The organism is Haloplanus sp. XH21 (assembly GCF_023276355.1).
Classification (GTDB): Archaea; Halobacteriota; Halobacteria; order Halobacteriales; family Haloferacaceae; genus Haloplanus; species Haloplanus halobius.
In genome coordinates, this window is record NZ_JALLPL010000001.1 from 2,059,270 (window position 1) to 2,079,551 (window position 20,282).

Genomic DNA, 20,282 nt, shown 5'->3' on the forward strand with positions numbered 1-20,282 from the left:
GGTGCCGACGTGGACGCGCGCATTTATAAATTCGACGAGTCGGTGACTATCCAGAATTACGGGCGTACACCCGTGTCAGCGCCCCATCTTTCCACATAAGCGGTGCGGACAGTGGGGAGAAAGTATATCAGTTCCGACCCCTTCAGTTCGACCAACGAAACCGTTCTATGAACGACGACACGAACACGGACGAGCGCCTCGCCGACGAGGCGGAGCGGGTCGACGACCCGCCCCGAGAGCGCGGTGAGGACGACGACTGGGAGGAGAACGTCCCGACGCCGTCCGATGGGCCGGAGTCCGGCGACGGCCCCGGCGACGATACGGACGAGAAGTCCATCGAGGACTTAGGGAGTGACGTCGAAATCGACGCCGAAATCGACGAGGACGCGGAGGACGGCCTCCTCGGTGGGCTGCAGATCGACTCCACCGCCGAGATTCAGGTCCCCGACCGCCTCGTGGATCAGGTCATCGGGCAGGAACACGCCCGCGACGTCGTGATGAAGGCGGCCAAACAGCGCCGTCACGTCATGATGATCGGCTCGCCCGGGACGGGCAAGTCGATGCTCGCGAAGGCGATGAGCGAACTCCTCCCCAAAGAGGAGCTACAGGACGTGCTGGTCTATCACAACCCCGACGACGGCAACGAGCCGAAGGTGCGGACGGTGCCCTCGGGGAAAGGCGACCAGATCGTCGAAGCCCACAAGGAGGAAGCCCGGAAGCGCAACCAGATGCGCTCCTTCTTGATGTGGATCATCATCGCCATCGTCCTCGGCTACTCCCTCATCATCGCCGGGAACATCCTGCTCGGTATCCTCGCGGCCGGGATCATCTATCTCGCCTTCCGCTACGGCTCGCGTGGGTCGGACGCGATGATTCCGAACCTCATCGTCAACACCGCCGACCAGCAGACGGCGCCGTTCGAGGACGCCACGGGTGCCCACGCCGGCGCGCTGCTCGGCGACGTCCGCCACGACCCCTTCCAGTCCGGTGGGATGGAGACGCCCTCCCACGACCGGGTCGAACCGGGCGCCATCCACAAGGCCAACAAGGGCGTGCTGTTCATCGACGAGATCAACACGCTCGACGTGCGCTCCCAGCAGCATCTCATGACGGCGATTCAGGAAGGCGAGTTCGGCATCACGGGCCAGTCCGAGCGCTCCTCGGGCGCGATGGTCCAGACCGAACCCGTTCCCTGTGACTTCGTCATGATCGCCGCCGGGAACCTGGACGCGATGGAGAACATGCACCCCGCGCTCCGCTCGCGGATCAAGGGCTACGGGTACGAGGTGTACATGGACGACACCATCGAGGACACCCCGGACATGCGCCGGAAGTACGCCCGCTTCATCGCCCAGGAAGTGGAGAAAGACGGCCGCCTTCCCCACTTCACGGGCGAGGCCATCGAGGAGGTCATCCTCGAGGCGCGGCGTCGGGCCGGCCGGAAGGGCCACCTGACGCTCAAACTGCGCAATCTCGGTGGCCTGGTGCGTGTCGCCGGCGACATCGCCCGTGCCGAGGACGCCGAAAACACCACTCGCGACCACGTCCTGCAGGCGAAAGGTCGCTCCCGCAGCATCGAACAGCAGCTCGCGGACGACTACATCCAGCGCCGGAAGGATTACGAACTGGAAGTCAACGAGGGGTTCGTCGCCGGCCGCGTCAACGGCCTCGCCGTCATGGGCGAGGACTCCGGTATCGTCCTCCCCGTGATGGCCGAAGTGACGCCCTCGCAGGGTCCGGGCGAAGTCATCGCCACGGGGCAGCTGAAGGAGATGGCCCAGGAGGCCGTCTCCAACGTCTCCGCCATCATCAAGAAGTTCTCCGACGAGGACATCACCCAGAAGGACATCCACATCCAGTTCGTTCAGGCCGGTGAGGGCGGCGTCGACGGCGACTCCGCCTCCATCACCGTCGCGACGGCGGTCATCAGCGCCATCGAAGACGTCGGCGTCGACCAGTCGCTCGCGATGACCGGATCGCTCTCGGTCCGGGGCGACGTGCTCCCCGTCGGCGGCGTCACGCACAAGATCGAGGCCGCGGCCAAGGCCGGCTGTGACCGAGTCATTATCCCCCAGTCCAACATGCAGGACGTGATGATCGAGGACGAGTACGAGGAGATGATCGAAATCATCCCGGTCAGCCACATCAGCGAAGTGCTCGACGTGGCGCTCGAAGGCGAGCCCGAGAAGGACTCGCTGGTCGACCGGCTCAAGACCATCACGGGGTCGGCGCTCGACAAACAGAGCGTCAATCAGGGACCGAGCAGCCCCAGCCCGCAGTAGGGGCACCGCTTTTCGTCTCACACGCCAGATGAGCGCACCGCCACGGCTCGACTGATGCCCGCGTGGACGGCCTTCGCCGGCTTCGTCGTCGTCGTCGTCGTGGGCTTGCTACTTCTCGCGCGTGCGTCCGCCGGTGTGATCGATACGAGCACTTCCCACACCGGTACCGAGCAGTATGCTGCGGGGACGGACGCCCCGCCCACCCTCTCGAAGCGCGTCGTGGGCGAGTCGTCGACACCCTCGACATCGACGCTGCTGGTGAACGTCCTCCTCTCGCAGGGACTGTTCGCCGCGCTCCTGCTCGTCGGCGCGTGGTACGCGTCGATTCCGGCGGCAGCGCTCGGAGCCGGGGCGGACGCGTTCACGCCGGTAGCGCTTGGCGCCGGCGTCGCCCTCGGGCTTGCGCTCCACGCCGTCAACGTCGCTGGGTCGCGGCTGAGCGACCGTTACGACCTCGGCGACCCCGGGGCGCTCCGCCGGGCGATGACCCCCGAGACGACGGCGGGGTGGGCGCTCCTCCTCGGCGTGGTCTTACCGCTCGTCGCGGGGTTCGAGGAGCTGCTCTTTCGGGGCGTGCTGGTGGGCGCGTTCGCCGTCGGCTTCGGCGTCTCGCCGTGGCTCCTGGCCGGTGTGTCTTCCGCCGCGTTCGCCCTCGGCCACGGCGCTCAGGGATGGATCGGCGTCGTCGTCACCGGCGCCCTCGGGTTCGTCTTGGCCGCGGCGTTCGTCCTCACGGGGAGTCTGTGGACGGTCGTGATCGCTCACTACCTCGTGAACGCCCTGGAGTTCGTCGGGAGCGACGCGGACCGAGATAGCAGGTAGCTGATCGGGCTACGACGATTCGAGTTCTCGCAGGCGCTCGGCCACGTCAGGAGGCGTCGCCCCCGGGCCGGCGACGCGATGATCGGGGATGAACAGCGGGACCGGGTTCGCCCGGAGCCCCGCGCGGACCGTCTCCAGATCGCCCTCGGTCTCGTCGTCGAGCCCCGCCAGGCGCGCCACGCGAGCGACGTCGACCGTCTCGCCGTAGGGGACGTTCCGGACGGCTTCGAGCACCTCGCGCTGGTCGGTCGGAACGGTGAGCGCGACGGTCACGTCGTCGAAGTGGTCCTCGGCGCCGTCGAGGTAGTCGAACACCCGGTCGAGCAAGGGATGATCGGGGTCGGCGTCGGCGGGCGGCGACTCCGGAAACGACACGCTGATGACTCGACCGCCGACGACGCCGAGCTGGACTGCACGACCCAGATACGACGACTCGCGCGCGTAAACTCCCTCCATGGTAGTCGGATGGACCGGTTGCCTGATAGGGGTTGTCGTCCCGGCCGGGACGCAAGGCTTATGTCCAAATAAGACCATCAGTGTACAACAATGGACTCTAATGGTGAAGAACTGGCTCCGGCGGTGCGGTCCATTCTGACCGCCGCCCGCGAGCGGGCAGGTGGCGACGAGCACGTGTCGGTGACGCCTCGCTCCCTCACGGACGCCATCGCGGCCGCGGAGGCCGATGGCCGAGTGCCGGTCATCGCGGAGGTGAAACCGACCAGCCCCACGACCGAGGGACAGCGGGACGACGACCCGGCCGAACTCGCCCGGGCGATGGTCGCGGGCGGAGCGACGGCGATTTCGGTCCTCACCGAACCCGAGCATTTCGGCGGGTCGATCGCGGCGCTGACGCAGGTCCGCAACGCCGTCGACGTGCCGGTGCTCCGCAAGGACTTTATCGTGACGGAGTCCCAACTCGACCTCGTGGAATCGGATCTCGTCCTGTTGATCGCGCGGTTCGTGGACGACCTGGAGCACCTCGTCGCGGCGGCGAAGCGACGGGGCTTCCAGCCGCTGGTCGAGGTCCACACCCGCGACGAACTCGACCGGGCGCTCGACGCCGGTGCGGAGATCGTCGGCGTCAACAACCGCGACCTGGGCCGTCTCGAAGTCGACCTCGACACCTTCGAGTCGCTGGCGCCCCACGTCCCCGACGACGTGACCCTCATCGCGGAGAGCGGGATCGCATCGACCGACGACGTCCAGCGGATGCGGTCGGCGGGCGCCGACGCCCTGCTGATCGGGAGCGCGATCATGGACGGCGACGTGACCGAGAACGTGCGGCGACTTACGAGAGCATGAGTTCTGACACAGGCAAGTTCGGCGAGTACGGTGGACAGTACGTTCCCGAGGCGCTGATGCCCGCCATCGAGGAACTGGAGGACGCCTACGAGCGGTACGTCCTCGCGAACGAAGACGGCTTCATGGACGAGTTCCGGGAGCGCCTGGCCGATTTCGGCGGGCGACCGACGCCGCTCCAGCACGCCCAGCGCCTCTCCGAGCGCTACGACACGGACGTCTATCTCAAGCGGGAGGACCTCCTGCACGGCGGCGCGCACAAACTCAATAACGCGCTCGGGCAGGTGCTGCTGGCGAAGTATATGGGCAAGGACCGCATCATCGCGGAGACCGGCGCGGGCCAGCACGGCACCGCGACGGCGATGGCGTGTGCCCACCTCGGCATGCCCTGTGAGGTGTACATGGGTCGCCGAGACATCAACCGCCAGCGACCCAACGTCTTCCGGATGCGCCTCAACGGCGCGGAGGTCACCCCGGTGACGGTGGGCCGAGGCACGCTGAAAGAAGCCATCAGCGAGACGATGCGCGACTGGGCGACCAACGTCGAGGACACCCACTACGTCATCGGGTCGGTCGTCGGGCCGCATCCGTTCCCGGCGATGGTCCGCGACTTCCAGCGGGTCATCTCCGAGGAGGCGCGAGAGCAGATTCAGGAGAAGGCCGGCCGCCTCCCCGACTCCATCGTCACCTGTGCCGGCGGCGGGTCGAACACGATGGGCGTCTTCGCGGAGTTCGTCGACGACGCGGACGTCGACCTCTACGCCGTCGAGGCCGGCGGCAGCAGCCTGGAAGTCGACGAGGAACGCGGCGTCGCCCCCAACTCGGCGACGCTCTCGACGGGCACGGAGGGCGTCCTCCACGGCTCCCGGACGCGCGTCCTGCAGGACCAGGACGGCCAGATCATGGAGTCCCACAGCGTTTCGGCGGGTCTGGACTACGCCGGCGTCGGCCCCGAACTCGCCGCCCTCGTGGACCGGGACCGCGTGACCGCCGTCACCGTCGACGACGACGGCGCGCTCGAAGGGTTCCATCGCCTGTCGCAGTTGGAAGGCATTATTCCGGCGCTCGAATCCGCCCACGCGCTCGGCTATCTGGAGGATCATTACGAGGACCTCGGCGACGTGGTCGTGGTCAACGTCTCCGGCCGCGGCGACAAGGACCTCGAAACGGTGCTGGAGGAGACCCACGACCGTGACATCGAGAACGCGCCCGACATCGACACCTTCGCGGCGACGGGGGGGTTCCAGTGAGCTCCATCGACGACGCGTTCGCCGGCGGCCCGGCGTTCATCCCCTATCTCGCGGCGGGCGACCCCGACTACGAGTCCTCGCTCGCGTACGTCGAGGCTCTCGAACGGGGCGGCGCCGACATCATCGAACTCGGCCTGCCGTTCTCCGAACCCATCGCCGAGGGACCGACTATCCAGAGCGCCATCGTGCGCTCCCTGGAGGCGGGGATGACGCCGACGCGGTATTTCGAGTTCGTCGAGGACCTCTCGGTCGACGTGCCGATCGTCTGCATGACCTACTACAACCTCATCTACCAGTTCGGCGACGAGACGGGGCCGGAGGCGTTCGTCCGCCGAGCGGCCGAGGCAGGCGTCGAGGGCTTCGTCGTCCCCGATCTGCCCGCGGAGGAGGCCGACCCCCTGCGCGAGGCGTGTGACGAACACGACTGTGACCTCATCTTTATCGTCGCGCCGACGACCCGCGGCGAGCGCTTGGAGCACATCATGGCCCAGGTGTCGGGCTACGTCTACGTCCAGGCGCGTCTCGGGACGACCGGCGCGCGGGCCGACCTCTCCGATCGGACGGCCGAGAGCCTCGACCGCATTGCGGAGTGGGACGTTCCCAAGGCCGTCGGCTTCGGCATCTCGACGGGCGAGCACGCCCAGGAAGTGATCGAGGCGGGCGCCGACGGCGTCATCGTCGGCTCCGCGCTCATCGACATCATCGAGACGGGCGTCGAACGGGGCGATCCCCCCGTCACCGTGGCCAACCGCCTGGAGTCGAAGGCCCGCGAACTCAAGGAAGGGGCGCTCCGAGGGGCGGACGAACGAACGCATCCGGAACGTACATAAAAGCGCTACTGGTACAGAATACCATACTGATGAACACGGGAACTCGCGCGCGTCTCCGGCGCATCTCGACGGACGACCGATACCTGATCGTCCCGATGGATCACGGCGTCACGATGGGACCTGTGAAAGGGCTCGTCGACATCGAATCGACCATCGACGCGGTGACGGCCGGCGGTGCCGACGCTGTGCTGACACAGAAGGGCGTGGCGTCACGCGTTCACGAGCATAAAAACGACGCGGGCTACATCGTCCACCTCAACGGCTCGACGAACATCGGTCCCGACGAGGACGACAAGCGACGGACCGGCACCGTCGAAGCCGCGCTCCGGGCCGGCGCCGACGCCGTCTCCTTCCACATCAACGTCGGCTCCGAGTACGAACCCGAGCAGATGACCGACCTCGCGCGGGTGACCGAACGCGCCGAGGAGCTCGGCATCCCGACGCTGGCGATGGCGTACGCCCGCGGGCCGGACATCGCGGAGGACGACCCCGAGGCGCTGGCGCACGCCGTTCGCCTCGCCGAGGAACTCGGCGCCGACGTGGTCAAAACGGGCTACAGCGGCGACGGCGACAGTTTCGCCCCCGTCTGTGCGGGGACGCGTCTCCCCGTCGTCATCGCGGGCGGCAGTCGCGGCACCGACCGCCAGACCATCGAGATGGTGCGCGGCGCGATGGACGGCGGCGCCGCCGGCGTCTCGATGGGGCGCTCCATCTTCCAGCACGACGATCCCGGGGCTATCACGCGCGCCATCGCCGCCGTCCTCCACGACGACGCCGACGTCGACGAGGCGCTCACCCGGAGCGGCCTGCTCGAAGCCTAGCCCCCATCCGCCACGTTGAAGCCACGTCGCGTCGAGTTGCGTGTAATGACACGAAGCGTGTGGCTGAAGGCCGACGGCGACGTCGGCGACTGGGAGTCGCGAAAGGAGCGCATCACCGCGGGCCTAGAGGCCGGCGTCGACTGGGTCCTCGTCGACGAGGCCGACGTAGCGCAAGTACGCGAACTCGGCGACGTGAACGTCGCGGCGTTCCGCTCCGACGCCGACCTCGTCGAGGACGCCGAACCCGACGGCGCAACGGCGGACGCGTACATCGTCGGCAAGAACGGCGAAGGCGACGGTACGGTCGACCTCCCGCCGGACTTCTCGGGATCGGCCGACCTCTCGACGCTCCGCCGCGACGACGACCGGGCGCAGGGCGCCTACGTCCGCATCTTCGACGAGGACTACGAGGCCTTCGCGGAGGCGGCCGCACAAGACGGCGACTACACCATCGTCGTCGGCGAGGACTGGACCATCATCCCGCTGGAGAACCTCATCGCCCGCATCGGCGACGAGACGGATCTGATCGCGGGCGTCACCTCCGCCGAAGAGGCCCAGACCGCCTTCGAGACGCTGGAAATCGGCGCCGACGGCGTCCTCCTCGATTCGGGCGACTCCGACGAGATCCGGTCCACCTGTGAGATGCGCGACGCCGCCGAGCGCGAACACCTCGATCTGCAGTACGCCGAGGTGACCGCTGTCGAACGCACCGGCATGGCCGACCGCGTCTGCGTCGATACGAGTTCGCTGATGGAACACGACGAGGGGATGCTCGTCGGCTCCATGTCGCGGGGCCTCTTTTTCGTCCACGCCGAGACCGCGGAATCGCCGTACGTCGCCTCGCGCCCCTTCCGCGTGAACGCGGGCGCGGTCCACGCCTACGTCCGCTCGCCCGGCGGCGGGACGCAGTACCTCTCGGAACTCACGAGCGGCGACGAGGTGCAGGTGGTCGACACCGACGGCGACACCCGCGAGACGGTCGTCGGCCGCGTCAAAATCGAGAAACGGCCCATGTTCCGGATTCAGGCGGCGGTCGAAACCGAGGACGGCACCGACCGCATCGAGACACTCCTCCAGAACGCCGAGACCATCAAGGTCCACACCCACGAGGGCCGGACCGCCGTGACCGACCTCGAGGCCGGCGACGAGATGCTGGTCTACTACGAGGACGTGGCGCGGCACTTCGGCGAGGCGGTCGAAGAGAGCATCATCGAGAAGTAATGGAGCGCGTTCCGGTGCCGACGGAGACGACGGCGCCCGGCGGCCGGACGAACGCCTATCTCGGCGGCGGCGTCCTCGTCGACCCGGCGGGGCGCACGCCGGAACTCGACGCCGCCGTCGCCGACGGCGAGGTCGACCATGTCGCCATCACGCACGCCCACCCCGACCACGTCGGCGGCGTCGCTACCTACGCCGCCGAGACGGGCGCGACCGTCTGGGCGCGGCGCGGTCGCGAGGAGCGCTTCGCCGCCGCGACCGACTGCGACCCGGACCGCACCTTCAGCGAGGGGACGACCGTCGGCGACCTGACCGTCCTCGATACGCCCGGGCACGCGCCGGATCACGTCGCCTTCGAAGGCGAGACCGGCATCTGTTCTGGCGACCTCGCCGTCGCGACCGGGAGTGTCGCCGTCGCCGCGCCCGAGGGGAATCTGCGGGCGTATCTCGTCGCCCTCCGTCGCTTGTACGCCCGCGATCCATCCCGCCTCTTTCCGGGCCACGGGCCGGTCATCGGCGACCCCCGCGCGACCATCACGCGACTCATGGCCCACCGCGCGGAGCGCGAGCGAGGGGTCGAACGCGCCGTCCACGAGGGCGCCGAATCGGTCGAGGCCGTCCTCGATGCGGCGTACGACCGCGACCTCACGGGCGTTCGTGACCTCGCGGCGGGCACCGTCCATGCCCACCTCGACAAACTCGACCGGGAGGGGCGCGTCCGGTTCGACCGCGAGACGGGGCGCGTCCGCCCGGCGTGAACCGAGCGGGACGACGGCGTTTTGCGTCTCGATCACTCACTGGCAGTATGGAGTCGCTAGAGGCCGAACTCGGCCGTGCGAAAGCCCTCGACGTGAGCGACCTCGCCGACGCCATCGAATCCATCGGGTTCGAATGCACCCGTTGTGGCGCGTGTTGCAAGGCGGACGCCGAGGATCCCCACACGGCGACGGTGTTTCCCGACGAGGTGCGGGCGCTCCAGGAGTCGACCGACCGCGACTGGCGGGACGTGGCACGGCCGATGCCATACGGCCTCGAAGAGGGGTCGGAGGGGCCGGAGGGGGAGACGTTCGAGTGGGCGCTGGCGACCGACGGCTGCGGCGACTGCACCTTTTACGCCGAGGAAGACGGTGAGGGGACGTGTACGGTCCACGACGACCGGCCGCTCATCTGTGAGACCTACCCGTTCAGCGTCGCGCTCGGCGGGACGAGTCAGCCGATGGGCGAGGCCGTCGACGAGTCAGGGATGGTCCGCGCCCACGAGTGCGAGGGGTTAGGCCGGGACATCTCCCGGGACGACGCCGAGGACCTGGCGGCGGCACTCAAAGAGCGGGCGATCCGGGAACTCGAAGAGGCCATCGACGTCCGCGACGAGTACGCGCCGGTCGACACGGACCCCGGCGAGGTTGTCGTCCACGACTCGGAGGGCGCGAAAACACGTGACGGACGCCCCCGATAGCGGCGATACACCTTTACCGGTGCCGCCACAGGTTCGCATCGAGGTTTACGATATGGAGATCTCAGATAAACTGCTGTGTCTGTTCAGCGAACGTGTTCGCTCCGAAGACGGAACGTACGTGATCGAAGTACCCCAGCGAGAGATCGAGCGGGGCTCTATCGATCCCGACGAAACCTACCGAGTCGCACTCATCTCCCGCGAGCGGACCGAAGAGGAAGAGCTCGCGGAGCCGGAGACGTCCGCCTCGGAACCCCAACCACCGGTCGAAGTCGGCGAGATTCGCTACGTCGAAATCGAGGACATCGGCAAGCAGGGCGACGGCATTGCGCGCGTCGAGCGGGGCTACGTCATCATCGTCCCCGGCGCGGAGATCGGCGAGCGCGTCAAGATAGAGGTGACCGAGGTCAAGTCCAACTTCGCGGTTGGCGAGATCATCGACGAAGACCTCTAGCACAAAACCCATCCGCTCGGCGCGCGTGGTGTCCGTATGCACCGCCGTGCCCTCCTCTCGGCCGGGCTGACGGGCCTGGCCGCCACCGCCGGCTGTCTCGGTCCCGGCTTCGGTAGTGGCTGCACCCGCGGGACCGACTTCCGTCTCCAGACGACCAGCGACGCCGATACCGCCGACGCCGCCAGCGACCCGCTCGAAACCCTCTCGCCGCCCGAACGCACCGCCGTCGACGACGCGCGCCGCGGCGCCCACCCGACGCTGTGGGTCCCCGACACCGGCTCGGAGCCCTTCGAGGACGCCGACTACGTCGCCACGGGCGGCGCGTATCTCACCGTCGAGACATCCATCGTCGAAACCGTCCAGCGGACCGGCTACGACATCTCACTCGACTACGACGCCGAGGCGACGGTCCCCGCCGACGCCCGGCGCGTTGCGTTCGCGGACCTGCCAGCGGTCGACCGAGCGGCACTGTTCGCGGCACTCGGCTACCCGAACACCCGCGAACTGGACCGGTTCGACCGCGCACGCGCCATCAGCATCGGTGGCACTCTCGCGTACCCCGACGACGAGGCGGAGGCCCGATCGGAACTCGTCCCCGATCCGAACTACGACTACGTCCGCATCCGAGGGAGCGAGTTCCGACTGCAAGTGACGGACACACGGACGGTGACGATGGAGCGACGCCGGATCGAAACCCGGACCGTCGCGGAATCGGTCGCCGACTTCGCGGCCCACGTCCACGAGCGCCGCGGAATCGACCTCGATGAACACGACCTCTCGGCGGCGCAACGCGAGATCATCGAGTCGGCCATCGAGGACGGCTACGACGAGTGTGCGCCGTACTCCGAGCCCTACGCCGACCTGCAGCGGCTGTTCGGTCGACAGGTGACGCGAGTGACCGACGACGGCGACGGCGTGGTGTCCACGCCCGGGGAGGATGCGCCCGAAGAAATCGACTACGCCAACTACGAGAACCAGTGGTACGCGGTCAGCATGTCGGAGTACGTCGCCTAGTCGGCCGACCCCATCGATTCGACGGCCGCGAACTGCGAGAGGTCGGCGTCGATATCGAGGTCATGGAGCGATCCGTACGGCCGGTTGACGACGATATCGCCCGCCGTCGACTGCCCGACGCCCGGCAGCGCGGCGAGTTCGTCCATCGACGCCGCGTTCAGGTCGAGCGGATGGGGCACGCCCGTCACCGAGCGGAAGCCGTGGTCGACGACGGCCACGTCGAGGGTCGTTCCGAGTTCACGCTCGCCGGGAATGGCGACCAGCAGGGGGTAGGTTCCCAATTGCCGGCCGAAGGTCTTCCCGTCCTGGTGGTACTCCAAGTGAACGTCGGGGAGCACCGTGCCCGCGGGGACGACCCGGCGGAGCATCGGTCGGTCGATTTCCTCCCGAACCTCGCGCTTGTACTGCTTGAAGAGTTTCTTGTGGTCGGCGGCGATGTCGGCGCCGGTGTCGCTCATCTCGGTGCCGGCGAAGGCCATCACCTGCCGGATGTTGATGCGCCGGAGCATCAGACCCTCGTCGTAGACGCGCTGGAGGAAGCGCTTGTTGTGCTCGAACGTCTCCTCGCGCTCCCCCTGCAGGCCGTGGACGAGGTTGATACCGGGGAGGAGCTTCGGTAAGCGGTCGGCCGCATCGTCGCCGTGGGTGGGCGCGTCGCTCGGGTCGTCGCCGGGGCGCCAGCCGGCCTCCTCGTTGACGACGCGCACCGCTTCGAGACATTCGTCGGCGGTGACGAGCAGGTTGTTCTCCTCGCGAACCACGGGGTCGGCTGATTCGAGGCCGAACGCCGCCGTGTCACCGGCCGTGTTGTGCTCGGCGATGATGCGGATGGCCTCGCGGGAGCGCTCCGGGTAGTCGACGATGGTGACGGGGTTCATGTTGTCGAGATGGAGCGTCTCCAGGTCGGGCGCCACTTCCCGGATGCCGGCGTAGAGACGGCGGAGGGCGTCGGGGTTGGGCGCCTCGCCGTCGCCGCCGAACGCGAGGATGTCGGCCTGTCGCCCCAGACGGAAATGGCGGACGCCGCGCTCGTAGAGCGCCTCGACCTCCCGGACGACCGATTCGGCCGAGCGGAATCCGGGGTCGCCGTACAGCGGTTCCGTACAGAACGAGCACCGGTAGGCACAGCCACGAGAGGTTTCGAGTTCCGCGATCAGGTAGTCGGGGTGGTTGGGATGATCCTCGACGACGAACGCGCCTTTCGCGGCCCAGCGGTCCAGTTCTTCGTTGTCGCGCATGCGGTCGCCGAAGCCCTCTAATCCGCTTGCGACGAGGTCGTGGGCCGCCGCCTCGACGTCGCCCTTGGCGACGAAGTCGTAGTCGAGGTCCTTGCGCTCCATCTCCTGGCCGCCGGCGTTCTCGTCGCCGACGCCGAAGCGGACGGGACCGCCCATCAGTGTCGTGCCGTCGGCAGTCCAGGCGAGTTCCCGCACCTCGTCGGGTTCGGCGGGCGTGCCGCCGACGTATTTCCCGGGGACGGTCATGCCGCCGAGATAGATGAAGAGGTCGGCGTCGGCCACGTCGCCCCACTTCATCCGGTCGTCGCGGAGTTCGTCGATGGTGTGGTAGGCGATGTTGGCGGGGGCGACGCCGGCGTCGACGAGCGCGCCCGCGGTGAACCGGGGATACGTCGAGATGTACGGCGGGACCCCGAAATGTGCCGGTTCGTCGACGTAGCCGTCGACGATCGTCACGGAGAGTTCGGCGGGGTCGGTCATACCCCTTCGTTTGCGGCCGACGCGTAAAACCGTGTTCGTGTGCCCATCGACCCCCCACGCCACTTATGCCGGTCGCGGCATTATCTCGCCGCATGCCCGCCACGAAAGAGATCAAATGCACCAGCGATGACTGCGAGCTCGATATGTTCGAGAACCACTACACGTACGACATCGCCGACGATCACACCGTCGCTGACCTCTCCTGTCCGCTCTGTGGCGGAACGGACTGTCTCGAAACGATCGAACTATGACGGGGCTTCGGGAGTTCGGCAAGTCCGCGGCGACGGCCGTCCTCGAACGGGTCGGCCGCGGCGTCAGTAAGGTACAGGAGCGCAAGCCGCTCCCCTACGACGTGCTGGAGTCGGACGGCGCGTATCTCGTCGTCTTCGACGCGCCGGGCGTCACCCGGAGCGACGTACAGGTGCGCTACATCGACGGCGAGGTGCAGGTGCGACTCGACCGCTTCCGCGACTTCCACGAGGGGTTCGAGATGCGGTTCCCCGGCCGCGGCCTCTCGCTCGACGGCCGGGCGCGTCTCCCGCCGGACGCCGACGTCGACGCCGGTGACGCCTCGGCAACGCTGAAAGAGAACGGGACGCTACAGGTTCGAGTGCCGAAGCAGGCGTCGGGCACGGATGTCACGGTGCAGACGGAAGACGGCGACGAGGACGAGGACGACGGCGACGAGTCGGCGTGACCGTCGCTCAGACGGGGTAGTCGGCGTCGGGGTCGACCACCCGGTCGACCTCCGGCGGCATCTCCCAGTCGGTCGTCAGTTCGAGCAGTTGGACGAGCATCCGCCCGGTCGCGCCCCAGACCGTGTAGCCGTCGACGTGGAAGAAATGGAGGCGGATGTCGCCGTAGTACGGGTGGTCCCGGCGCTCGGACTCGTAGTTCGACGGGTCCGTGAGTTCGGCGACGGGCAGTACGGCGATTTCGGCCACCTCGCGTTCGTCGGGGACGTAGTCGCGGTCCGGCACCCGGGCGACGAACGGGCGAACGGCGTACTCGCTCACGGTCGGAATGTCGTCGAGTTGTCCCACGATATCCGCCTCGTTCGGGCGGAGACCGATCTCCTCGTCGGCCTCGCGCTGGGCCGTCGCCCGCAGATCCGCATCGCTCGGTTCGCGACCGCCGCCGGGGAAACTCATCTGCCCCGGATGTTCGCCGAGATGGTCCGCACGTTTCGTAAAGAGGAGGGCGTCGCCGTCGCCGCGGTCGACGACGGGCGCGATAACCGCCGCTTCGCGCTCGGCGTCGGCGATGGTTCGGGGCGTGTGGCGAGTGACGGCGGGCAGATCCATGCGCATGGTGTCGAGCGGAGTGTCGGACGTACCTACGATCCGAGGGGTCGTTTCAGTTGTGGTTCTCTCGCGCGTCGTCGAGTCGCCGCCGGACGTCGCTCACGTCGGTCCCGCCCCAGGTTTCGAGGTCGTAGCTCACGTCCAGCAACTGCGCGATGCGGTCGGCGTCCTCGGCGTCGACAGCGCGGGCCGCGTCGGCGCGCAGCCGTCGTTCGGCGGCGGCGACGAGGGCCGTCCGGTCCGGGTCGCGGTCGGGGATGTCGAGGATGTGGGGCAGATCCTCCGCCCCATCGGGGAGCGTCGGGAAGGCGACCGGTCCCGCCGCGAGCAACGCCTCTTCCCTCTCCGCCCCGTCGACGGCGACGAGATAGTAGTTCTCGATAGCGGCGTCGATGGCGGCGGAAACGGCGCCATCGTCCGTTTCCGATCCCTGTTTGAAGGCGAGTTCGGCGAGGGCGCGTTCGAGTTCCGCTCGCGTCACCGCACCGAAGAGGTCGGCCACAGCGGCGAGTTCGTCGCCCGTGTCGGTGGGGATGCTCATCGGACCGCCTCCAGATCGGCCGTCGCGGCCTCGGCGATGTCGGCGGGGGACAGCGGGGCGTCGACCCAGGTCGGCAAGCGACGGTCCGGACCCGGTGGCTCGATAGCCGCCGCGTAGGTCGCCACCTGGTCGAGTTCGTCGGCGCGGTCGTAGTCGAGGTCGTTGAACGCCGCGTCGAGTTCGTAACTCCGGACGAGCGACTGCGCCGCTTCACGGTAGCGGTCGGGGAGCGTCTCGTAGTCGGGATCGACCCCGTGATCGGTGACGACGCGAAAGAGCGCGCGGGCGACGTGGCTGCTCATATCGGAGAGGCCGGTCGGCCCGCTGACCGCGCGGTGGTCGTGCTCGTGTGTCCCCAGGTCGACCTGGGCGCTCCCGTCGAACCCGGCGTACGCGAAGGCGTCGCCGAGGGTGCCGATTTCGAGCCCCCAGGATCGCTGGGGGCGCAGGCGCTTCGCGAGGTCGGTCGTGACCGCGAACTCGCCCGCGAGCGCGTACCGGAACGCCGCCAGATACCGCAACACCGGGGCGTCCCGTGAGTCACTCAGCGCGCGGACCAGCGGCGCGAAAAACAGGCGGAAGAGTCGGCCGTAGAGGCGATCGTTCTCGACGCGAGCGTAATACCCCTTCGAGAAGTCGTAGCCGTTGGCGAGCGGGAAGAGTAGGCGTTGCACGTCCGCCCGCGAGTACGACTGGGTGTCGGCGTCGTGGACGACGACGTACTCCTCGTCGAGCGCCTGCCCGATGCCGAGCCAGACGTCCCGGCCTTTCCCGAACTCGCCGTCGAGACCGTGGTCGTCGAGCAGGGACTCCAGGCGCGAGCCGTTACACCAGAGCACCGACAGCGACAGATCGAATTCGTCGAGCCAGTCGGCGAAGGGACCGACGCGATCGGCCGACGCGCGGAGCGGGACGACGACCCGCGCGGGGGCGAGCCGTTCGAGTTGCGAGAGAACGCGGTCCGGCGCAAGCCCGCCGTATTCGCGCTCGGTCATCGGCACGACGACAGCCGCGCGGTCCGTCGGCGCCGACGGCAGCGGACCCGTCAGATCGTGGAGCGTGGTCACGCGTTCCTGGACGTACTCCATCACCGGTCCCTGCGGGCGGCGCGGACAAAAGCCCGCGGATGACGACGACGGCCGGACTGTTTTTTAAACAGGGACGCACAAGGAGAGGGTATGAAATCGACGCGGAAGGGGCTGCGTGACGGTGAACTCGTGAAAGACACCTACGAGCGGCTCACGTGCGCTGAATGTGAGAAGGTGCTGAAAAAGCGGGACGATCCGGACGAGGTGTTCTCGGTGCGGACCTGCCCCGAGTGTGGCCGCGAGTGGAAGGACCTCCGCTAGCGTCATACGGATCGTTGGAAGTCATTACCGGTGAGTCGCCGATCCGTTGTGGCGACTCATACGGTTTATCGTAAGTCATTACTGGCGATTCGCTGGACCGTCTCAGCGAATCACCGGTGAACAGTTACACGAATCCGTATCACTCGAAGACGGCGTCGAACGCCCGCGCTCCGAGCGGATCGAACGTCCCCGCAGCGACGTTCTCGGCGACGTGGTCGGAGTCGCTCGTCCCCACGAGCGCACAGGTGACGCCGGGCGCACTTCTCGCGAAGTTGATCGCCCGCTGGGCGGGGGTGTCGCCGGCGAGTTCCGCGTCGGTCACGGGCGGCAGCCCCGACGCCAGATCGCCACCCGCGAGGCTGGCGCTCGCGACCACGTCGATACCGAGGGCCTGGGCGATATCGAGCGCGGAACGGCGCTCGCCTCGGAACTCGTGGGGTGAGACGGTGAACGCGTCCGCCATGTCGACGTTGAACGGGAGCTGAACCGCGCCGAATCCGGTCTCGTCGCGACCGACCGACGCCGCGGCCCGCCGCGCTCGCTCGATGACTTCGGGGAGCGACAGGTAGGCGTCGTGATCCGGCGGGACGCGAAACGCGTCCCACGTCGCCACGCCGTACTGTACGATGTTGCCGGCGGCGACCCGCCGCTCTAAGCGCTCGAAGGAGGCTTCGAGCTGATCGTAGACGTCGGCGCGCGACCGCACTTGGAGCTGTGTCTCGGGGTCGTGGACGTAGTAGCAGTCGATGGTGTCGACGCCGAGTGCCTCCAGCGAACGGTCGACCAGCGCGTCGATGGCAGCGGGGGCGATGCAGTGACGCCCCGCTGCGATGTCGTCGGGATCGACGGGGCCGGACTCGACGTATCGCTCGCGGATGTAACCCGCGGGATCGGCCGGCCGGTCGCCGTCGAACGGGAGATAGCCGCCCCTAGTGGCGACGACGATGGACTCCCGGTCGACATCGGCCCGGTCCAGCGCACGCCCGACGACGCGCTCGCTGCGCCCGCAACGAAAGTTGCTCGCGGTGTCGACGAGGTTGCAGCCGCCCCTGAACCCGGCGCGCAACGCTCGCTCGTAGCGGTCGTCTTCGGCATCGGTCGAGTCACCGAGGCGTGTACCGAGGCCGACGCTGGAGACGACACCGGGATCGAACCGGCGGAAATAGGTGCGGCCGAAGCCGTCGCCGAAGCGGTCCCGATAGGCCCACGTCGCGCGTTCGGTCGCCATGCGTCGGATACGCGGCGGCCGGGCTTATACGGTTTTGTAAGTCGGTACCGGTGGGTCGCCAAGACGGTCCGGCGAGCCGCCGGGACACGGTTCCAACACGCCGTCTCAGGAGGTGTCGTCGACAGGTCAGTGGTTGCCTTCGAGCGCGCGCCGGAGTCGGTCGGCGAGCACGTCGCGACGCGCGGGCCAGACGAACCCTTCCTCGTCAAGCGGGATCTGACCGCCGCCCATGCGGGCGTGCCCGCCACCGCTCGCACCGGGGATGTCGTCCAGTGCAGTTTCCATCGATCGACCCATGTGAACCCGGTCGTCGCGTGACCGACCCGAGAGATAGAGCATGCCGTTCCAGGTGCCGTAGACGATGGCGGCGGTCACTCCCTCCAGCAGGATGAGTTCGTCCGCAGCCTGCGGAATGGCGTCCACGTTCGACACCTCGCCCACGTCGCTGATGGCGAAGGGGCCGTCGACATCGCGTTCGCGGATCGCCCGTGCCTTGACATCGAGCACTTCGGCGCTCACCTGCGGATTCGCGATGCGGTCCAGCAGGTTCTCGTCGACACCGTCCGAGAGGTAACCGCTCGCCTCGAAGTCGGCGGCGTCGGTACCGCCAGTCAGCCGGTTCGTGTCGGTGAGAATTCCGAAAAAGAGCCCCGTCGCCACGCGCGACGGGACCGTATACTCGGCGTCGACCTCGCTCGCGTGGTTCTCGGGGGGGACCGGCGTGGCGTCGAGGTCCTCGAAATACTCCGCGACGATGCTCGAACAGGCGCCGTACTCGGTGCGGACGTCGGTGAACGCCTCGCCGCTCCCCTCTCCGGGATGGTGATCGACGACCGCGATCGGTGCGACGGTTTCGGAGCCCGTGAATCCGCGTGGCTGGTGGTGATCGACGAGTATCACCGGCCACGAGTCGAGATCCGCGACCCGGTCGACCGGCTCGAGGTCGGCTTCGAGCACGTTCCGAAACACGCGGTTCTCCTGGTGGCGGATCTGTCCCGGAAACTGGATCGTGGCCTGCGTGTCGACCTGTTCGGCCAGCGAGGCAACCCCCATCGCGGACGCCATCGCATCCGGATCCGGATTCGGGTGGGTCAGCACCGAGACTTCGTCGTGTTCGGCCAACAGCGACGCGAACCGGACGCCCGACGGGCGGGTTAACTTATGAAAGAGGTACCCGCCGCCGATCAACACGAACAGCGTGACGAGCAGGGCTACCAACAGCTCCGGATACGACTGGGCAATCGTCACCGCCCGCCGGATGGACTCCTCGGCGGCGACCGACATACCCCTCTCGACTCGGTGGAAGGGGAAGAGTATTCTCCTATTGTGTCTCCCGTGAGAAAACGAAATGAAGCGCCGTCAGTCGGCCCGAAACGCCTCGATCGCGGGGCGAAAGCCACCTCGAACGCTGGGGTATCGGAGGTCGTAGCCGAGTTCGTGGAGCCGGTCGTTGGCACAGCGCTTGCTCGCACGGACCCGACGGCTGACCTCGCCCTCGGTCGCGGCCCGCTCCGCGACCGTCTGTTTTGCCGGCGGCGAGACGCCACACTGTTCGGCGAGCCAGTCGGCGAACGCCCATTTCGAGACGGGGTCGTCGTCGACGGCGAGCACCACCTCGCCGCGCGCGCGGTCGGTCGTGAGCAGATGGGCGACGACGCCCGCGGCGTCGTCGCGGTGGATGGAGTTGAGATACCCCTCCGTCACCGGCCCGTCGAGGTAGCGGTCCATCCGGTAGCGATCCGGCCCGTAGAGACCGCCGAAGCGGACGACCGTGCCGTCGATCCCCCGCGCTGCCGTCTCCTCGAGTGCGATTTCCTCCGCTTCGAGCAGCGTGCGTTGGCGATCGGTCGCCGGTTCGGGAACCGTCGATTCGTCGACCCAGTCGCCGCCGTGGTCGCCGTAGATACCCGTACTCGACGTGTAGACGAGGCGATCAGGCGGCGACGGGCGCGCTCCCAGCGTCTCGACGACCGTTCGCAGTCCGTCGACGTACGCCGTCCGCGCCGCGTCGGCGCCGCGGCCTCCCGCGCTGGCCGCGTACACCATCCAATCCGCGTCGGGGACGGCCGATAGCGACGCCGAATCGGTCAGATCGGCGCGAACGGCGTCGAATCCGGCGGCCTCGATGGCGTCGAGGCCGGCGTCCGACCGTCGAACGCCGACGACATCGTGACCCGCGTCGGTCAACTGCACGCCGAGCGCGATCCCGACGTAGCCACATCCGAGGATAGCGACCTGCACGGGCGATCAGCTGGTGTTTCGGCCCGCGACGTACCGGTGGATCGCGGCGAGTTCGGCGAGTGTCATCCGGGTTCGACCCTCGATTGCCTGCTGGATCTCCTGGCCCGAGAGGTCGAGGTCGACGTTCGAGGCGATGGTGTCGACGTCGAGGACGCCCGTCGCCATCCCCATCAACAGGTAGTCACGAACGTCCTGGACGATGGCGTCGGGATCGCGACTATCGCGTTCGACGGCGAGAACGGCTGCGGCCTCCGAGAGCGTCAGCGTCGGCGAATCCCCCTCCGCCAGCGCGGCGACTCGCTCGGCGTCGATCCCGGCGTCCGTTGCGACCGTTTCGATCCCGCGGGCGTCGATGACCGCACGGAGTTCGGCTTCGTAGGCGTCCCGGATCTGTCGTGGTGAGAGAGATGCAGGTTCGTCGACGGCGTCGTGGAGCATACGTTCGATGGGCGCTCCGC

At 68.0% G+C, this 20,282-nt stretch carries 23 protein-coding genes; 14 read left to right on the forward strand and 9 right to left on the reverse strand.

The features are described from left to right. The first annotated feature begins 167 nt into the window (after window positions 1-167). A complete protein-coding gene (gene lonB, locus MXB53_RS10785) occupies window positions 168-2,282 on the forward strand; it encodes an ATP-dependent protease LonB (protein WP_248897463.1) in 2,115 nt (704 codons plus the stop codon). Window positions 2,283-2,336: 54 nt separating this feature from the next. Next, window positions 2,337-3,104, forward strand: a complete 768-nt coding sequence (locus MXB53_RS10790; RefSeq protein ID WP_345779707.1) for a CPBP family intramembrane glutamic endopeptidase — start codon at window positions 2,337-2,339, stop codon at window positions 3,102-3,104. 9 nt (window positions 3,105-3,113) lie between these two features. Here the strand turns inward: MXB53_RS10790 and MXB53_RS10795 are convergent, their stop codons facing one another. Beyond that, window positions 3,114-3,560 (reverse strand): MGMT family protein, encoded by a 447-nt coding sequence (locus tag MXB53_RS10795; protein WP_248897465.1) that lies wholly within the window; start codon window positions 3,558-3,560, stop codon window positions 3,114-3,116. A gap of 90 nt (window positions 3,561-3,650) precedes the next feature. Between MXB53_RS10795 and trpC the strand changes: the two genes are divergently transcribed. Genes trpC through MXB53_RS10840 form a run of 9 tightly spaced genes read left to right on the forward strand, consistent with a single transcriptional unit; the run spans window position 3,651 to window position 11,443 of the window. After that, window positions 3,651-4,406 (forward strand): indole-3-glycerol phosphate synthase, encoded by a 756-nt coding sequence (trpC, locus tag MXB53_RS10800; RefSeq protein WP_248897466.1) that lies wholly within the window; start codon window positions 3,651-3,653, stop codon window positions 4,404-4,406. After that, window positions 4,403-5,653 (forward strand): tryptophan synthase subunit beta, encoded by a 1,251-nt coding sequence (trpB, locus tag MXB53_RS10805; protein ID WP_248897468.1) that lies wholly within the window; start codon window positions 4,403-4,405, stop codon window positions 5,651-5,653. Before trpC ends, trpB begins: the two co-directional genes overlap by 4 nt. After that, window positions 5,650-6,483, forward strand: a complete 834-nt coding sequence (gene trpA, locus MXB53_RS10810; RefSeq protein ID WP_248897470.1) for a tryptophan synthase subunit alpha — start codon at window positions 5,650-5,652, stop codon at window positions 6,481-6,483. The genes trpB and trpA overlap by 4 nt, the downstream gene beginning before the upstream one ends. A gap of 29 nt (window positions 6,484-6,512) precedes the next feature. Next, window positions 6,513-7,304 (forward strand): 2-amino-3,7-dideoxy-D-threo-hept-6-ulosonate synthase, encoded by a 792-nt coding sequence (locus MXB53_RS10815; protein WP_248897472.1) that lies wholly within the window; start codon window positions 6,513-6,515, stop codon window positions 7,302-7,304. Window positions 7,305-7,349: 45 nt separating this feature from the next. Next, window positions 7,350-8,525: a 3-dehydroquinate synthase II gene (locus MXB53_RS10820; protein ID WP_248897473.1), complete on the forward strand. Its 1,176-nt coding sequence runs from the start codon at window positions 7,350-7,352 to the stop codon at window positions 8,523-8,525. Next, window positions 8,525-9,280: an MBL fold metallo-hydrolase gene (locus MXB53_RS10825; protein ID WP_248897475.1), complete on the forward strand. Its 756-nt coding sequence runs from the start codon at window positions 8,525-8,527 to the stop codon at window positions 9,278-9,280. Before MXB53_RS10820 ends, MXB53_RS10825 begins: the two co-directional genes overlap by 1 nt. Window positions 9,281-9,327: 47 nt before the next feature. Then, window positions 9,328-9,978, forward strand: a complete 651-nt coding sequence (locus tag MXB53_RS10830) for a YkgJ family cysteine cluster protein (RefSeq protein ID WP_248897477.1) — start codon at window positions 9,328-9,330, stop codon at window positions 9,976-9,978. Between the two features lie 52 nt (window positions 9,979-10,030). Beyond that, window positions 10,031-10,429: a TRAM domain-containing protein gene (locus MXB53_RS10835; RefSeq protein ID WP_248897479.1), complete on the forward strand. Its 399-nt coding sequence runs from the start codon at window positions 10,031-10,033 to the stop codon at window positions 10,427-10,429. 36 nt (window positions 10,430-10,465) lie between these two features. Then, window positions 10,466-11,443, forward strand: a complete 978-nt coding sequence (locus tag MXB53_RS10840) for a hypothetical protein (RefSeq protein WP_248897481.1) — start codon at window positions 10,466-10,468, stop codon at window positions 11,441-11,443. On the opposite strand, the gene MXB53_RS10845 is transcribed toward MXB53_RS10840, so the two are convergent. Continuing rightward, window positions 11,440-13,161 (reverse strand): radical SAM protein, encoded by a 1,722-nt coding sequence (locus MXB53_RS10845; RefSeq protein ID WP_248897483.1) that lies wholly within the window; start codon window positions 13,159-13,161, stop codon window positions 11,440-11,442. The two genes, MXB53_RS10840 and MXB53_RS10845, sit on opposite strands and share 4 nt — an antisense overlap. Window positions 13,162-13,253: 92 nt before the next feature. Between MXB53_RS10845 and MXB53_RS10850 the strand changes: the two genes are divergently transcribed. Further along, complete coding sequence (locus MXB53_RS10850) at window positions 13,254-13,412, forward strand: DUF7559 family protein (protein ID WP_248897485.1); 159 nt, start codon at window positions 13,254-13,256, stop codon at window positions 13,410-13,412. Continuing rightward, window positions 13,409-13,858 (forward strand): Hsp20/alpha crystallin family protein, encoded by a 450-nt coding sequence (locus tag MXB53_RS10855; RefSeq protein ID WP_248897487.1) that lies wholly within the window; start codon window positions 13,409-13,411, stop codon window positions 13,856-13,858. Before MXB53_RS10850 ends, MXB53_RS10855 begins: the two co-directional genes overlap by 4 nt. Window positions 13,859-13,865: 7 nt before the next feature. On the opposite strand, the gene MXB53_RS10860 is transcribed toward MXB53_RS10855, so the two are convergent. From MXB53_RS10860 to MXB53_RS10870, 3 genes are read right to left on the reverse strand one after another with little or no spacing between them, the layout of a single operon-like run. Beyond that, window positions 13,866-14,465: an NUDIX hydrolase gene (locus tag MXB53_RS10860; RefSeq protein ID WP_248897488.1), complete on the reverse strand. Its 600-nt coding sequence runs from the start codon at window positions 14,463-14,465 to the stop codon at window positions 13,866-13,868. A gap of 52 nt (window positions 14,466-14,517) precedes the next feature. Continuing rightward, window positions 14,518-15,006, reverse strand: coding sequence for a DUF7109 family protein (locus MXB53_RS10865; RefSeq protein WP_283102259.1), 489 nt, complete (start codon window positions 15,004-15,006; stop codon window positions 14,518-14,520). Then, complete coding sequence (locus MXB53_RS10870; protein ID WP_248897489.1) at window positions 15,003-16,094, reverse strand: glycosyltransferase family protein; 1,092 nt, start codon at window positions 16,092-16,094, stop codon at window positions 15,003-15,005. Before MXB53_RS10870 ends, MXB53_RS10865 begins: the two co-directional genes overlap by 4 nt. Window positions 16,095-16,184: 90 nt before the next feature. Here MXB53_RS10870 and MXB53_RS10875 point away from each other — a divergent pair, with 90 nt between their 5' ends. After that, complete coding sequence (locus MXB53_RS10875) at window positions 16,185-16,355, forward strand: HVO_0758 family zinc finger protein (protein WP_169719026.1); 171 nt, start codon at window positions 16,185-16,187, stop codon at window positions 16,353-16,355. Window positions 16,356-16,494: 139 nt separating this feature from the next. Here MXB53_RS10875 and MXB53_RS10880 read toward each other — a convergent pair whose 3' ends face one another. The 4 genes from MXB53_RS10880 to MXB53_RS10895 all read right to left on the reverse strand — a co-directional run bounded on the left by MXB53_RS10880 (window position 16,495) and on the right by MXB53_RS10895 (window position 20,262). Beyond that, on the reverse strand, window positions 16,495-17,583 hold the full coding sequence (locus tag MXB53_RS10880) for an aldo/keto reductase (protein WP_248897490.1): 1,089 nt from the start codon (window positions 17,581-17,583) through the stop codon (window positions 16,495-16,497). 126 nt (window positions 17,584-17,709) lie between these two features. Then, on the reverse strand, window positions 17,710-18,867 hold the full coding sequence (locus MXB53_RS10885) for a DHH family phosphoesterase (RefSeq protein ID WP_248897491.1): 1,158 nt from the start codon (window positions 18,865-18,867) through the stop codon (window positions 17,710-17,712). A gap of 75 nt (window positions 18,868-18,942) precedes the next feature. Further along, window positions 18,943-19,824, reverse strand: coding sequence for an SDR family oxidoreductase (locus MXB53_RS10890; RefSeq protein ID WP_248897492.1), 882 nt, complete (start codon window positions 19,822-19,824; stop codon window positions 18,943-18,945). 6 nt (window positions 19,825-19,830) lie between these two features. Continuing rightward, entirely contained in the window at window positions 19,831-20,262 is a 432-nt protein-coding gene (locus tag MXB53_RS10895; protein ID WP_248897494.1) for a DUF5791 family protein, read from the reverse strand. Between the last annotated feature and the right edge of the window lie 20 nt (window positions 20,263-20,282).

Coding starts and splice junctions, on each gene's coding strand:
- lonB (WP_248897463.1), top strand. CDS start 168: ATGAACGACGACACGAACACGGACGAGCGCCTCGCCGACGAGGCGGAG.
- MXB53_RS10790 (WP_345779707.1), top strand. CDS start 2,337: ATGCCCGCGTGGACGGCCTTCGCCGGCTTCGTCGTCGTCGTCGTCGTG.
- MXB53_RS10795 (WP_248897465.1), bottom strand. CDS start 3,560: ATGGAGGGAGTTTACGCGCGCGAGTCGTCGTATCTGGGTCGTGCAGTC.
- trpC (WP_248897466.1), top strand. CDS start 3,651: ATGGACTCTAATGGTGAAGAACTGGCTCCGGCGGTGCGGTCCATTCTG.
- trpB (WP_248897468.1), top strand. CDS start 4,403: ATGAGTTCTGACACAGGCAAGTTCGGCGAGTACGGTGGACAGTACGTT.
- MXB53_RS10815 (WP_248897472.1), top strand. CDS start 6,513: ATGAACACGGGAACTCGCGCGCGTCTCCGGCGCATCTCGACGGACGAC.
- MXB53_RS10820 (WP_248897473.1), top strand. CDS start 7,350: ATGACACGAAGCGTGTGGCTGAAGGCCGACGGCGACGTCGGCGACTGG.
- MXB53_RS10825 (WP_248897475.1), top strand. CDS start 8,525: ATGGAGCGCGTTCCGGTGCCGACGGAGACGACGGCGCCCGGCGGCCGG.
- MXB53_RS10830 (WP_248897477.1), top strand. CDS start 9,328: ATGGAGTCGCTAGAGGCCGAACTCGGCCGTGCGAAAGCCCTCGACGTG.
- MXB53_RS10835 (WP_248897479.1), top strand. CDS start 10,031: ATGGAGATCTCAGATAAACTGCTGTGTCTGTTCAGCGAACGTGTTCGC.
- MXB53_RS10840 (WP_248897481.1), top strand. CDS start 10,466: ATGCACCGCCGTGCCCTCCTCTCGGCCGGGCTGACGGGCCTGGCCGCC.
- MXB53_RS10845 (WP_248897483.1), bottom strand. CDS start 13,161: ATGACCGACCCCGCCGAACTCTCCGTGACGATCGTCGACGGCTACGTC.
- MXB53_RS10850 (WP_248897485.1), top strand. CDS start 13,254: ATGCCCGCCACGAAAGAGATCAAATGCACCAGCGATGACTGCGAGCTC.
- MXB53_RS10855 (WP_248897487.1), top strand. CDS start 13,409: ATGACGGGGCTTCGGGAGTTCGGCAAGTCCGCGGCGACGGCCGTCCTC.
- MXB53_RS10860 (WP_248897488.1), bottom strand. CDS start 14,465: ATGGATCTGCCCGCCGTCACTCGCCACACGCCCCGAACCATCGCCGAC.
- MXB53_RS10865 (WP_283102259.1), bottom strand. CDS start 15,006: ATGAGCATCCCCACCGACACGGGCGACGAACTCGCCGCTGTGGCCGAC.
- MXB53_RS10870 (WP_248897489.1), bottom strand. CDS start 16,094: ATGGAGTACGTCCAGGAACGCGTGACCACGCTCCACGATCTGACGGGT.
- MXB53_RS10875 (WP_169719026.1), top strand. CDS start 16,185: ATGAAATCGACGCGGAAGGGGCTGCGTGACGGTGAACTCGTGAAAGAC.
- MXB53_RS10880 (WP_248897490.1), bottom strand. CDS start 17,583: ATGGCGACCGAACGCGCGACGTGGGCCTATCGGGACCGCTTCGGCGAC.
- MXB53_RS10885 (WP_248897491.1), bottom strand. CDS start 18,867: ATGTCGGTCGCCGCCGAGGAGTCCATCCGGCGGGCGGTGACGATTGCC.
- MXB53_RS10895 (WP_248897494.1), bottom strand. CDS start 20,262: ATGCTCCACGACGCCGTCGACGAACCTGCATCTCTCTCACCACGACAG.